This is a genomic window from Nonomuraea sp. NPDC050404 (assembly GCF_040655495.1).
GTDB lineage: Bacteria > Actinomycetota > Actinomycetes > Streptosporangiales > Streptosporangiaceae > Nonomuraea.
Genome location: NZ_JBFAKB010000005.1, coordinates 473,857 through 486,741, shown reverse-complemented (window position 1 = coordinate 486,741; position 12,885 = coordinate 473,857). Strand labels below are relative to the sequence as shown.

Annotated in this window: 12 protein-coding genes; 8 read left to right on the top strand and 4 right to left on the bottom strand. The window is 72.9% G+C overall.

Going from position 1 to position 12,885, the window contains the following annotated elements; all coding sequences use genetic code 11:
• The first annotated feature begins 50 nt into the window (after positions 1 to 50).
• Positions 51 to 1,265 carry an adenylyl-sulfate kinase gene (gene cysC, locus AB0I81_RS16540; protein ID WP_360656815.1) on the top strand — a complete coding sequence of 405 codons (1,215 nt, stop codon included), beginning with the start codon at positions 51 to 53 and terminating at the stop codon, positions 1,263 to 1,265.
• 72 nt (positions 1,266 to 1,337) lie between these two features.
• The gene (locus AB0I81_RS16535) at positions 1,338 to 2,219 is read left to right on the top strand and encodes a sulfite exporter TauE/SafE family protein (protein ID WP_360656812.1); all 882 of its coding nucleotides are present in this window, start codon (positions 1,338 to 1,340) and stop codon (positions 2,217 to 2,219) included.
• Here the strand turns inward: AB0I81_RS16535 and AB0I81_RS16530 are convergent.
• Positions 2,164 to 3,255 (bottom strand): hypothetical protein, encoded by a 1,092-nt coding sequence (locus AB0I81_RS16530; RefSeq protein ID WP_360656809.1) that lies wholly within the window; start codon positions 3,253 to 3,255, stop codon positions 2,164 to 2,166. The two genes, AB0I81_RS16535 and AB0I81_RS16530, sit on opposite strands and share 56 nt — an antisense overlap.
• Positions 3,256 to 3,484: 229 nt before the next feature.
• Here AB0I81_RS16530 and AB0I81_RS16525 point away from each other — a divergent pair, with 229 nt between their 5' ends.
• Genes AB0I81_RS16525 through AB0I81_RS16500 form a run of 6 tightly spaced genes read left to right on the top strand, consistent with a single transcriptional unit; the run spans position 3,485 to position 10,118 of the window.
• Positions 3,485 to 4,891: a Wzz/FepE/Etk N-terminal domain-containing protein gene (locus AB0I81_RS16525; protein WP_360656806.1), complete on the top strand. Its 1,407-nt coding sequence runs from the start codon at positions 3,485 to 3,487 to the stop codon at positions 4,889 to 4,891.
• Positions 4,888 to 6,171, top strand: a complete 1,284-nt coding sequence (locus tag AB0I81_RS16520; RefSeq protein WP_360656803.1) for a hypothetical protein — start codon at positions 4,888 to 4,890, stop codon at positions 6,169 to 6,171. Before AB0I81_RS16525 ends, AB0I81_RS16520 begins: the two co-directional genes overlap by 4 nt.
• Positions 6,168 to 7,064: a hypothetical protein gene (locus AB0I81_RS16515; RefSeq protein WP_360656801.1), complete on the top strand. Its 897-nt coding sequence runs from the start codon at positions 6,168 to 6,170 to the stop codon at positions 7,062 to 7,064. The genes AB0I81_RS16520 and AB0I81_RS16515 overlap by 4 nt, the downstream gene beginning before the upstream one ends.
• A gap of 5 nt (positions 7,065 to 7,069) precedes the next feature.
• On the top strand, positions 7,070 to 7,915 hold the full coding sequence (locus tag AB0I81_RS16510; RefSeq protein WP_360657196.1) for a sulfotransferase: 846 nt from the start codon (positions 7,070 to 7,072) through the stop codon (positions 7,913 to 7,915).
• The gene (locus AB0I81_RS16505) at positions 7,903 to 9,171 is read left to right on the top strand and encodes a lipopolysaccharide biosynthesis protein (RefSeq protein WP_360656798.1); all 1,269 of its coding nucleotides are present in this window, start codon (positions 7,903 to 7,905) and stop codon (positions 9,169 to 9,171) included. Before AB0I81_RS16510 ends, AB0I81_RS16505 begins: the two co-directional genes overlap by 13 nt.
• The gene (locus AB0I81_RS16500) at positions 9,168 to 10,118 is read left to right on the top strand and encodes a sulfotransferase (protein ID WP_360656796.1); all 951 of its coding nucleotides are present in this window, start codon (positions 9,168 to 9,170) and stop codon (positions 10,116 to 10,118) included. Before AB0I81_RS16505 ends, AB0I81_RS16500 begins: the two co-directional genes overlap by 4 nt.
• Here AB0I81_RS16500 and AB0I81_RS16495 read toward each other — a convergent pair.
• From AB0I81_RS16495 to AB0I81_RS16485, 3 genes are read right to left on the bottom strand one after another with little or no spacing between them, the layout of a single operon-like run.
• Positions 10,072 to 11,064, bottom strand: a complete 993-nt coding sequence (locus AB0I81_RS16495; protein WP_360656793.1) for a WecB/TagA/CpsF family glycosyltransferase — start codon at positions 11,062 to 11,064, stop codon at positions 10,072 to 10,074. The two genes, AB0I81_RS16500 and AB0I81_RS16495, sit on opposite strands and share 47 nt — an antisense overlap.
• A complete protein-coding gene (locus AB0I81_RS16490) occupies positions 11,061 to 11,954 on the bottom strand; it encodes a glycosyltransferase (RefSeq protein WP_360656790.1) in 894 nt (297 codons plus the stop codon). The genes AB0I81_RS16495 and AB0I81_RS16490 overlap by 4 nt, the downstream gene beginning before the upstream one ends.
• On the bottom strand, positions 11,951 to 12,847 hold the full coding sequence (locus tag AB0I81_RS16485) for a sulfotransferase (RefSeq protein ID WP_360656787.1): 897 nt from the start codon (positions 12,845 to 12,847) through the stop codon (positions 11,951 to 11,953). The genes AB0I81_RS16490 and AB0I81_RS16485 overlap by 4 nt, the downstream gene beginning before the upstream one ends.
• Between the last annotated feature and the right edge of the window lie 38 nt (positions 12,848 to 12,885).

The following is a 12,885-nucleotide window of genomic DNA, read 5'->3' as shown; positions in this document are numbered from 1 at the left end:
GTAGACTCCTTTCCTACCAATTCAATCGGAATAGTTGGGATGCAGACATCGTGGAGTGGACCCCCGGCCCGCGCGAACTGGCCGATCTTGAGCTGCTGCTCTCCGGCGCGTTCGAGCCGCTGACCGGGTTCCTCGGCCACGACGATCTGCACGCCGTACACGAGCGCGGCACGCTGGCCGGCGGCGCTCCGTGGCCCGCCGCCGTCACCCTGCACATCGACGCCGACCTGTCACCGGGGGACGAGGTCACGCTGCTCGACCCCGAGGGCCTGCCGCTGGCCGCGCTGGCCGTGGCGGGCCACGAGCCCGACGGCCTGACCTCGGGGCCGATCAAGGCCCTCGGCACGCCGGAGCACGGGCCTTTCGCCCGTTTGCGGCGCACCCCGGCCGAGGTGAAGGAGCGGCTCGCCGGGCGTCCCGCGCTCGCCGTCACCATGCGCGGCCCGCTCGACGACCTCTCCGAGATCGTCGCCACGGCCAAGGAACTGGACGCGGCGATCCTGCTGCTCCCCCTCTCGTATGGCGAGGCCGGCCCCGCCGTCGTACGCGCCGCGCTGCGCTGCGCGGAACGCCTGCCCGAGGACACGATCGTGGTCCCGGTGCCGCTGGCCCCGCGCGACGAGCCGGAGATCGACCTGGAACTGCGCGAGCACGTCGCCACCGCGTACGGCGCGAGCGAGCACCTGGCCGGACCCGAGCCCGTGCACATCCCCGGCCCGCCGCACCGCCGCGGCCTGGTGGTGTTCTTCACCGGTCTGTCGGGCTCCGGCAAGTCCACGATCGCCCGCGGCCTGCGCGACGCGCTGCTGGAGCTGGGCAGCCGCACGCTCACCTACCTCGACGGCGACGTGGTGCGCCACCTGCTGTCCAAGGGCCTGACCTTCTCCAAGGCCGACCGCGACCTGAACATCCGCCGCATCGGCTTCGTCGCCGCCGAGACGGCCCGCCACGGCGGCCTGGCCATCTGCGCCCCGATCGCGCCGTACGCGGCCACCCGTGAGGAGGTGCGCGAGATGGTCGAGTCCGTCGGGGCCGACTTCCTGCTCGTGCACGTCGCCACGCCGCTGGAGGAGTGCGAGCGGCGCGACCGCAAGGGCCTGTACGCCAAGGCCCGCGCCGGCCTCATCCCCGAGTTCACCGGCATCTCCGACCCCTACGAGGAGCCGGAGGACGCAGACCTGGAGATCGACACCACGCACCTCTCCATCGAGGCGGCCGTCTCCAGGGTGCTGGACACGCTGAAGAGCGGAGGCTGGGTCCGATGATCGGCGAGGCACCGCGCGAGGAAGGCCGGACTCGGTGACCGGCCGGGCACAGCGGCGGGGAGGCTGGATCCGTTGATCGACTGGGCGCTGATCGGCGGGTCTTTTCTCGTCGCCATCGTGGTCGGGCTGACCGGGATGGGCGGCGGGGCGCTCATGACCCCGATGATGATGTTGTTCTTCAACGTGCCGCCGCTGGCCGCGGTCTCCAGCGACCTGGTCGCCTCCGCCGTCATGAAGCCGGTCGGCAGCGTCGTGCACCTGCGCCGCGGCACCGTCAACCTGCGCCTGGTCGGCTGGCTGTGCGCGGGGTCGGTGCCGACGGCGTTCTGCGGGGTGTTCCTGGCCAGGGCGTTCGCCGTCACCGACGGCGTCAAGTACGCCCTCGGCGTCGCCCTGCTGCTGGCCGTGGCGGGCATGGCGCTGAAGAGCTGGCTCGGCGGGCGGGGAGGATCGTCGGACGCCCGCGACATTGTCGTGCGCCCAATCCCGACCCTACTGGTCGGTATGGTGGGCGGTCTGGTGGTGGGAGTCTCCTCCGTCGGCTCGGGCTCGCTGATCATCGTCGCCCTGCTCGTCCTGTATCCGGCGCTCAAGGCCAACCAGCTCGTCGGCACCGACCTGGTGCAGGCGGTGCCGCTGGTCGTCTCCGCCGCTCTCGGCCACCTGCTGTTCGGCGACTTCCAGATGGACCTCACGCTGTCGCTGCTCATCGGCTCGATCCCGGGCGTCTACCTGGGCGCCAGGATCTCCTCCCGCGCCCCCGGCGGCCTGATCAGGGCCATGCTGGCGATCGTGCTGCTGGCCTCCGCGCTCAAGCTGCTCGACGTGGACAACGTGCTCACCGTCTGGGCCCTGGCCGCCGCCACCGTCGTCACGGTCGTCGGCTGGCGCCTCAAGGCTAGGGCCGCGGCACGGGCGTCGAGCGGAAGTACGGATCTCGAGCCAGCTCGCTGAACGCCCGATCCGCGCCGGGGTCGGAGTCGAAGCTCGTGTCACCGCGCGGCGCCTGCGGCGAGTCGAAGTAGAGCAGCGCCTTGATCTGCGGATAGTTCTTGATCTGCGCGCGCACGGACTCGAAGAAGCGTTTCTTGAACGAGCGGTCACGGGGCCGCTCGAACGCCCCCCACTCGGCCACCATGACCGGCTTGCCGGGGAAGCGCGCCTGCATCCACCGGTAGAACCCCGGCCAGTCCGGATACTCCTTGCGCGTCTTGTTCACCAGCCCGTCGAAGTCCTGTACCCGGTCATCGGCGTACGGGTCCATCGCCACCCAGTCCACCACGTCGTCGCCGGGGTAGAGCTCCTCGAACCAGGGCTCGGCCGCCCAGTTGGGCGCCCCCATGTAGGTCACGACCACCACGGCGTTCTTCACGCCGCCCGCCCGCAGCCGCAGCACGACGTGCCGGAACATGGCCGCGTAGTCGGCGGCCCGCATCCCGGAGCCGGAGGAGGCGTCCACGTCGTTCTCCGGCTCGTGGTGCAGGGTGAGGAAGAACCGCTCGGGGAAGGTACGCCGCAGGTAAGCGGCCAGCCGGTCGATCCTGGCGTCCAGCGTCCCCTTGGCGATCTCCGCCCAGGTGTGGTCGAAAGACGGCTTCCAATTGATCATGAGCAGTCGCGGCCTGGCCGGGTCGCGGGCCAGCCTGACCTCCGCCTCGGTCGGGAACAGCTCGCGGCCCCGGTGGTAGACGTGCAGCACGTCGGCCGCGGCGCCCATGCGGGACTCCGCGCCGTGCAGCGCCTGCTCCACCCCGGCGCCGGTGAAGACCTCCGGCGCCATGCCCCACCACGCCCCGCAGGACGGGATGAGCCGCGTGGTGGCCGTGCAGGGGGGCGCGCCCGCCGGCTTGGCGGCGGGCGCCGGTACGCGAGTGGGCGGGGCGCCCGCGCCCTCGGCGCTCGAACACGCGGCCAGCACCACGACCACGGCCAGAATAACGCCGCTGAACGCGGCATTCGAGATGTTTTGCGAAATGCCCCGTAGCTGCAAAGCCTTCCAACTCCTTCGTCGAATGACCCCCGCCTTACACACACCTGAACCTTGCCATGTCATTCCTGGAACTTCAGCCAGTGGGGAAGTCCTCCCAGTTCGTAGCGGCCAAGTAAGGTCCCGAATTTCCTGATTTTTCGACTTTTCAGGTTGCTTCTTTCTGGCCTTACCGGAGAAAATCTTTAGTATTCAACCTGGGTACTGACCGTCCCTCCTATAGTGGGCGCTCATGAGCTCCGGCACCGACCTCGACGAGCACATCTCGCTGCTGCGCAGGCGGTGGCTGCTCCTCGTGGGCTGCGTCGTGTTCGGCGGCACCGCGGGGCTGGCCTTGATGCGGCTCAGCCCGCCCGCCTACACCGCCACGACGCAGGTGCTGGTCACGCCGCTCGGCCCGCAGGAGCCGACCAACCAGGTGACCAGCCGCCTGCGCGAATCGCTCAACCTCGACACCGAGGCCCAGGTCGCGCAGTCGGCCGTGGTCGCGGCCCGGGCGGCCAAAACACTCGGCCTCACCGAGGCCGACGCCAGAACCGACGCCAGAACCGACGCCACGACCGGAGCCACAGCCGGGGCCACAGCTGGAACCACGAGCGGGCCCACGACCGGGGCAGCGGCCGGGCCCACTACCGAGGTGCAGGCGGAGCCGGTCGAGGTCACCGTGCCGCCCAACTCCTCGGTCCTGTTGATCTCGGTGACGGCCGCCGACCCCGGAACCGCCGCGACCTGGTCACGCGCCTACGCCGAGGCGTACCTGGCCCATCGCCGCGAGAGCGCGCTGACCTCCATGGCCGAGCAGCAGGAGGCGGTGCTGAGCAAGCTCAAGCAGGTCAACGCCGGAATCGACGAGGGGATCAAGCGGCTCGACCGGCTCCGCAGGACCAGCCCCGAGCACGCGATCGCCACCCAGCGCCAGAGCGTGCTCAGCCGGCAGGCGGCCAACCTCGCGCTCAAGTACGACGCGCTGCGCACGGTCGCGGTCACCCCCGGCTCGGTCATCAGCCAGGCCGCGCCGCCGGACACGCCCAGCTCCCCCAGCCTGCCCCTGTACCTCGGCACCGGGCTCATGCTGGGCCTGCTGACCGGCTCGGCCACCGCCTACGTGCGCGACCGGTTCGACCGGCGGTTGCGCACGCCCGCCGACGTCGAGCGGCTCACCGGCCTGCCCGTGCTCAGCGACCTGTCGAGCCCGCGCGAGCACGGCGTGCTGCACGACCTGGCCTGCGCCGTGGTCTCGGCGTGCCCGGGCAAGCGGCTGCTGGTCAGGTCGCTGCCCGCCGACCTGTACGCCTCGTCGCTGGCCGAACCGCTCGCCGTGAGCGCGCCCCTGGTCGTGCTCGACGGATCCGACGTGCGCGACCTGTCCAGGGCGGACGCGGCCGTGCTGCTGGTGGGCCTCGGCCGGGTCACCTCCGTGGAGGTCGAGGCCGTCGTACGCCGCCTCGCCAGGCACGACGTGCCGATCATCGGCGTGGTGACGGCCACAGACGCGGTGCCCTCGTTCGTACCCCTGCTGGAACCCCGCACCCCGCTCGGCAAGCTGGTCGCGACCGGCGAGCTGGAGCCGGGCGTGGCGGCGGACACCACGCCCATGCAGGCGCTCCACCAGCCCCGGCGGCCGGGCAAGCAGACGTGACAGGGCCCGCTTGGCCCATCGCGGCCCTGCTGGTCGGCTATCCGGTCTGGTGGGCGCTGGGGTTCGGCGGGCTGTCGGTGATCGTGCTGGCCGTGCCCATGGCGGTGCTGTTGTGGCGGCGGCGGCCGATCAGGGTGCCGCGCGGGTTCGGGCTGTGGTTACTGCTGCTGGCCGGGTACCTGGTGAGCGCGCTGATGTTGACGGAGACGCCGCCGGGCACGTACGGCGCGTTCGGTCCCGGTCGCGTCGTCGGCTACGGCATGCGGCTGGCGCTCTACGTCTCGATCCTGATCATGGTGGTCTACCTGGGCAACCTCACCCGGCGGGAGCTGCCGCAGCTGCGCCTGGTGCGGATGCTCGGCGTGTTGTTCGTCACCACCGTGGCCGGCGGGCTGCTCGGCGTGTTCCTGCCCGGATTCTCCTTCACCTCGCCGGTGGAGTTGCTGCTGCCGGAGTGGATCGGCGGGAACTCCTTCGTGCAGAACATCATCCACCCCACCGCCGCCCAGACGCAGAAGGTGCTGGGCTTCTCCCTGGCCCGCCCCGAGGCGCCCTTCGAGTGGGCCAACGCCTGGGGCAGCAACGCCTCGGTGCTGCTGGTCTGGTTCGTGATCGGCTGGTGGGTGTACGGCAGGACGCGGCACCGGGTCTTCGTCGCCGTGGTGCTCGCCCTGGCCGCCATCCCCATCGTGTACTCGCTCAACCGCGGCCTGTGGATCGGCCTCGGCCTGGCCGTGCTCTACCTGATCGTCCGGGTGGGCGGGCGTACCAGGGTGGCATTGTGCGGGGCCGCCGCGGCGGCGACGCTGGCGTTCACGCTCAGCCCGCTGGCCTCGGTGTTCGCCCAGCGCCTGGACAAGCCGCACTCCAACGACATCCGCGCGTTCACCGTCGGCGCCACCCTCACCGCCGCCGGGCACTCGCCGGTGATCGGGTACGGCAACACCCGCAACGCCAGGGGCAACCACCGCACGATCACCACCGGCAAGACCGACTGGTGCGACACCTGCGGGCATCCGCCGCTGGGCAGCGACGGGCAACTCTGGCTGCTGATCATCACGCAGGGGTTCACGGGCGCGGCGTTGTACGTGGCGTTCTTCCTGGGCGCGATCCGCCGGCACTGGCGCGACCGCAGCCCCATCGGGCTCGGCGGGGTGCTCGTGATGGGGCTCGTGCTGCTCTACATGTTCGTCTACGACGGCCTGGTCACGCCGCTCAGCCTCTACCTCATCTCCTTCGCCCTGTTGTGGCGGAACGCCGAACAGGGGGACCACGCATGAACGACGCCGCCGTCCGTCTGGACTATCTCGCGGAGACCGTGCGGCTGCTGTATCCGGGGGCGGGCTCGCCCCGGGCGTACACGCTGCTGCCGCACGCCGTCGTGCCGCGCAGGCTGGCGCCGCGCCGGTGGTGGCATCTGGGCTCCGAGGTCGTGGTGCCGGTCGAGGGGTCGATCTCGGCGCACCTCAGCGAGGTCTTCCACCGGCGGGTCGAAACCGTCCTTCATGTACGTCCCGCGCGGCGGGCCAACCGCAAGCCCATCCTGGAGGCGCACGCGGACGGGCGGCGGCTGGCGTTCGTGAAGATCGGCGACAGCGCGCGGGCCCGGGAGCTGATCACCGCCGAGGCCGCGGCGCTGCGCCGCCTGGCCGGGCTGTCCCTCGGCACGGTCGCCGCCCCCGACGTGCTGCATCACGGTCACTGGCGCGGCCTGTCGGTGCTGGCGCTGTCGCCGCTGCCGGTGCGGCGCGGCCGGGTGCCCGGATCGTTGCTGATGGCGGCGGTCAGGGAGATCGCCGGCACCGGCGGCGCGCGCCCGGCCTGGCACGGCGACCTGTCCCCCTGGAACATCTGCCGCGCCGCCGACGGACGGCTGCTGGTGTGGGACTGGGAGCGGTACGAGGTGGGCGTCCCCTACGGCTTCGACGCCGTGCACCACTTCTTCCAGCGGGCGCTGCGCAGGATGGGGCCGCCCGACGCGGCGCGGGCGTGCGTGGCGCGGGCCGTACGGGTGCTGGCGCCCCTGGGCCTGTCGGCCGCGCCGGCCAGGCAGACGGCGCTGCGCTATCTCATCGCGCTGGCCGCCCGGCACCACGCCGACGGCCACGCGCCGCTCGGCCCGCCGGAGTCCTGGCTCAACCCGGCCGTAGACCACGAGGAGCAGCTCACTTGAGGACCATGAAGCGATCGGTGTTGTCGTTGTCGCTGACCACGGGACGGTTCACGTCGGGAGCGCGCGTGCTGCCGTCGTTCCTGATCACGGGCGCGCAGCGGTGCGGCACCACCTCCCTGTACCGCGCGCTGGCCCAGCATCCGCTGCTGCTCAAACCCGTGCTGCACAAGGGTGTGCACTACTTCGACGTCGCCTACTGGCGCAACCTCGCCTGGTACCAGGCGCACTTCCCGCTGCGGGTGAGCGCGGCCCTGCTCGGCCACCGGTACGGCACCCGCGCCCTGGCCTACGAGTCCTCCCCCTACTACCTGTTCCACCCGCTGGCCGGGGAGCGCATCGCCGCCGACCTGCCCGGCGTCAAGCTGATCGTGCTGGTCCGCGACCCGGTGGAGCGGGCCTGCTCCGCGCACGCCCACGAGCTGGCCAGGGGTTACGAGACCGAGTCACACTTCGAGTACGCGGTGGAGCTGGAGGCCACCCGCCTGGCCGGCGCCGAGGAACTGCTGCGCGACTCCCCCCTGGCGCTGCACCACTCGCACCGCCACCACGGCTACCTGGCCAGGGGCCGCTACGCAGACCAGCTAGACCGGCTTGAGGCGCTGATCGGCCGCGAACGCATCCTCGTGCTCGACAGCCACCGCTTCTTCGCTGAGCCCGAGTCGATCTACGACCGGGTGCTGGACTTCCTGGGAGTGCCGAACCTGGGCTATCCCGCCTTCGAGCGCCACAACGGCCGCTCTCTGCCGCGCCGGGTGTCCCCGGTGCTGGGGCGGGCGCTGCGGGACCACTTCGAGGTCTACGACGCGCGGCTGACGCGCTGGCTGGGCGGAGAGCCCTCGTGGCGGCGGTGACCGGGTTCCAGGGGTTCGGCCGCAGAGGGCTGGCTGGGCTGGCGGGGGCGGCCTGCGGGGCGCTGGGGCAGTTCGTGCTGGTGGTGGTGGTGACCAGGGCGTACGAGGCGGACGAGGCGGGCGCGTTCTTCACCGCGACCGCGCTGGCGCTCATGGCGGCGGGCATCGCCAAGCTGGACGCCGGGAACGGGCTGATCTACTTCATCGCCCGCGCCAAGACCTACGGCTACCGGGGCATCTCCGGATATGTCCGGGCGGCGCTGGTGCCGTGCGTGGCGGTGGCCGGATGCGCGGCGGTCGTGTTGTATCCGCGGCTCGGGCCTGTGGCCGCGCTGCTGCCCGTCATGGTGGTGGCCGACGTGTTGCTGGCCGCCACCCGCGGGTTCGGCACCGTGCGGCCCACCGTGCTGCTCGACGGGGTGCTGATGCCGCTCTGCCAGGTCGCCGCGGTGGGCGGGGCGGCCCTGGCGGGGGCCTCCGGGTGGGTGCTGACGCTGGCGTGGGCGGGGCCGTACCTGCCGGTGCTGGTCCTGGCCGCGGCCGGGTTGCGGGGGCGGCTGCCGCGCACGCCCTACCTGCCGGGGACGGGACGGGACCTGTGGCGCTACACCGCGCCCAGGTCGGTGGCCGGGGCGATCCAGGCCGTGTTCCAGCGGGTGGACATCGTGATCGTGGCGCTGCTCGCCGGGCCCGCGCAGGCCGCCGTCTACACGGCCGCCACCCGGTTCAAGGTGGTCGGGCAGCTCGCCAACCAGGGGCTGGCGCAGGCGGTGCAGGCCGGGCTGGTCCGAGCGCTGGCCGAGGGTGAGCACGAGCGGGCCGGGCGGCTGTACCAGGCGGCCACGGTCTGGCTGGTGCTGCTGACGTGGCCGGTCTGGGTGGCGTACGCGGCCCTGGCACCGTGGGTGCTGCGGATCTTCGGCCCCTCGTACGGCGCCGCCGCGCCCGTGGCGCTGGTGCTGGCGGGCACGATGATGCTGGCCACGGCCTGCGGGATGGTGGACGTGGTGCTGACCGCCGCCGGCCACACCGGCACGAGCCTGGCCAACCTGCTGGCCGCGGTCGGCGCCACCGTGCTGCTCGACCTGGCGCTGATCCCCTCCTACGGCGCGCTCGGGGCGGTGGCCGGCTGGTCGGCGGGCGTGGTCGTGAAGAACCTGCTCCCGCTGTGGCAGTTGCACCGCCGCTACGGCCTGCACCCCTTCGGCCGCCACACGCTCACGGCCCTGCGCGTACGCGGCTGGGCGGCCGCATGAGCCGCGAACCTGCCCCGGCGGACCACGACACGCGAGACCTGGTTCCGGCGGCCGGCGCGCCGGTGCTGGTGACGGGGTTGCCGCGAAGTGGGACGAGCTGGACGGGCAAGATGCTCGCCGCCGGCGGCGACCTCGTCTACGTCAACGAGCCGCTCAATCCCGAGCATCCGCCCGGCCGTTGTCCCGGGGTGCTCGCCGCCCGGGTGACGCACCGATTCCAGTACATCTGCGACGACAACACGGCACACTGGCTGCCCGCCTTCCGCGACACGGTGGCCCTGCGCTACCGGTGGCTGGCCGAGCTGCGCGCCAACCGCTCCCCGTACGACCTGGCCCGCCTGCTCCGCTACGGCGCCGCCTTCGCCCACGGGCGGCTGGCCGGGCGGCGGGCGCTGCTTGACGACCCGTTCGCGGTGCTGAGCGCCGGATGGTTCGCGCGGCACCTGGGCTGCCGGGTGATCGCGCTGGTACGGGACCCGGTGTCGTTCGTGGCGAGCTGGCAGCGGCTGGGCTGGACGGTGTACTTCCACGAGTTGCTGGAGCAGCCGCTGCTCGTCCGCGACCATCCCGAGCTGCTGGAGTTGCGGGCGCTGGTCGGCTCGCAGGACCGGCTGGCCAAGGCCGCCGCGCTGTGGCGGGTGACCAGGGGCATCCTGGCCCGCACCCCCGGCATCCACCTCACCTCCTACGAGTCGCTGGCCGCCGACCCGATCGCCGGCTTCCGCGACCTGTACGCCTACGCGGGCCTGTGCTGGACCCCGGCCGCCGAACGCCGCATCCTGCGCGCCTGCTGCCACGACTCGGGCGCGGCGGGGAAGGGGTTCACCTGGTCGGGCCTGTCGCGCACGGCGTACCGGCCCATGGACTCCCGCCTGGCGCTGGCCCACGGTACACGGGGGCTCAGCCCTCAGGAGGTCGCCCGCGTCCGCGCACTGACGCGGACATGAACGACCCGCCGAGCAGCCGGGCCGCGTAGGGCAGGTCGTTGACCAGGTAGCGGGGGGCCAGGCGGACCGGCTCGGCGCCGAGGCGGAAGGCCCACTCCAGCCCGGTCCGCCGCATCCACGCGGGCGCGCGGCCGAGTGTGCCGGCGGCGAACGCGATGGCCGCGCCGCAGCCCAGGAACCACGTCTCCGGCAGCTCTTCGCGCAGGGCGGCGATGAGGAGGTCCTGGCGGGGGAATCCGAGCCCGGCGAACACGAGCCTGGGCCGGGCGGCGATCACCTTCCCGCGTACCTCGGCGGCGCCCTCCGGGGTGGCGTCGAAGTGGAAAGGAGGCGCGTGCGCGCCGCACACCCGCAGGCGGGGGTGGCGGTTCGTGAGCTCCCGCGCGGCCTTGGGCGCCACGTGCGGCGGGCCGCCGCCGAGCAGGTAGACGGGCCAGTCGTGGCGGGCGGCCAGTTCGGTGAGCGACCAGAGGAGGTCGGCGCCCGTGACCCGGGCGGGCAGGGGGGTGCCGAGCAGCCGGGCCGCCCACACGAGCGGCATGCCGTCGGCGACGACCAGGTCGGCCGAGCACACGAGTTCCCTGAGCGCGGGGTCGGAGGCGGCGGCGCGGCAGATGTCCACGTTCGGCGTGACGATCCGCCCGCCCTCGCCGGCCTCCATGGCCGCCGCCACCCGCCGCACGACCTCGCCCTCGGTGAGCGCGTCCACCTCGACCCCGCCCACACGCACCCGCCCGCCTTCGACCCCGTCCACGCGCACCCGCCGGTCTCCGGCCCCGCCCACACGCACCCGCCCGCCTTCGACCCCGCCCACGCGCAGCCGCCGGCCTCCGGCCCCGTCCACGCGCACCCGCCCGCCTCCGGCCCCATCCACGCGCACCCGCCCGGCCCCGCCCACGTGCACCCGCCGGCCGGGCGGCTCGGGGTCGCCGTGGGGCGGGCTCAAATGCCGTGTCCGCGGCTGTGCAGGAGCGACAGGACGGTGGAGGCGGAGACGAGGCCGGCGGCCACCGCCAGCGCGATCGGCGCCCGGGGTTCGGCGAGGCGGGCCGCGAAGGCGCGGCCGGCCCAGCGGACGGCCGCGCGCCGCTGTCCCAGCGCGGCGTGGCTGAATGCGAGCTGGCCGTAGACCCGCGCCGCGCCGCACGGGTCCACGGCCAGTTCCGGATGCCGGGCGAGCATCCACTCAAGCCCGGCAATGCGGTCCGCCCACCGGGCCGCATAGTGGGACCCGGCCCAGCGCACCAGCACAAGCGGCCGGTCGACGTGGACAAGCGGCCGCCGCTTGGCGGCGCGTAGGGCCAGGTCCCAGTCTTCGTTCTGTCCACCGGGCGCGCTCTCGTCGGGCCAGAGCACGCCGCGTTCAAACAGAAAGGTCGACGAGTGCACCATCATCATCCGTGAGCGGACCAGGTGGTCCACAGTCACGGTGGAGGTTCCCGCCAGGCGGGACATCCGGCGCCCGCCGTGTTCCACCTCGATGCCGCAGCTCGCGAACTCGCCGCCGGCCTCCTTGAGGGCGTTCACCTGGGCGTTGAGCTTGCCGGGCAGCCACATGTCGTCGTCGTCGCAGAAGGCGATCAGGTCGCTGCGGCAGGCGGCGATGCCGGTGTTGCGGGCGCCGGGCAGGCCGGGGCTGAGCGCGTTGGGCAACACCCGTACGGCCGGGCCGAGCGTCCCGGTGACCCAGCGGGAGCACCCGCCGTCGGCCACCACGACCACTTCGAGCTCGCCGGGATAGTCCTGGACGAGCACCGCCTGCACGGCCTCCCGCAACTGCCGGGGACGGGTCCCGCGCGTCGGGATGACGACCCCGACGGAAGGTTGTGACCTCATGCCGCCATCCCCCAGTATCCGTACCGGGCCATGAGCGGCCACGTGAGTGCGTTGACCACGCGCCGGTCCCCGTCGGGCAGCCTGGAGCGCCACGCGTCGTCCCGCCGTAGCTCCACCCGCCCCACGTGGAAGCGCATCGGGTTGCCGGAGGCCGTGTGGGAAGGGCCGAGCCAGACCGTGCGCCCGTCGAGGAAGGGCAGCTCGGGCTCCGGCAGGCCGAGCCGCACCACCAGGTTCCTGAGGGCGTCCGCGGGGGCGGCGAGCAGGTCTTCGTACCTGATCCTGGTCACCCGCGCCCCGCGTCCCGGCAGCAGCTCCAGCGCCGCGTTCTGGGCCGACCAGTGCGCGGCGGCGCGGGCGGGGCTCCAGCGGGTCATGGGCCGCCCGTTCTCGGGCCGGGGCACGGTCCTGCCCCAGGAGTGGGCGACGGCGCGCGGGTCCCTGACGACGTGGACGATCCGCAGGTCCAGGCCGCCGGCCACCAGGCAGCAGGCCAGCGAGGCGTGCTTGCTGGAGTCGATCACGACGGGCGCGCCCGTCGCGTCGTACAGCCGCCGGTAGGCCGCCACGTACTCGGCCAGGTCGGGATGGTCGATCCTGGCGATCCTGCGGGTCCTGTCGACCCGGCCGCGCAGCGCCAGCATGCGCTCGGCCAGCGGCCGGCTCCAGCCACCGAAGGCACGATCCCCCACTGCCCGCCAGAACGGGCAGCGGGGGAAGGCCGATCCGCAACCGCAAAGCTCCTCCGCCAGAACCCCCCGGTCCCACAGATGCACGACCTCGCCCAGCGCCACCACGCCGGGGAGCTCTCCGAGGAGCCTCTCCAGCAGGGTGGTGCCACTTCGGCCGAGGCCGCCCAGGTAGATCACCTGGGCGGTCACGTGATCAGTCACGGTGAGGGCTTTCGCGTCGTGAACACGGAACGCGATGA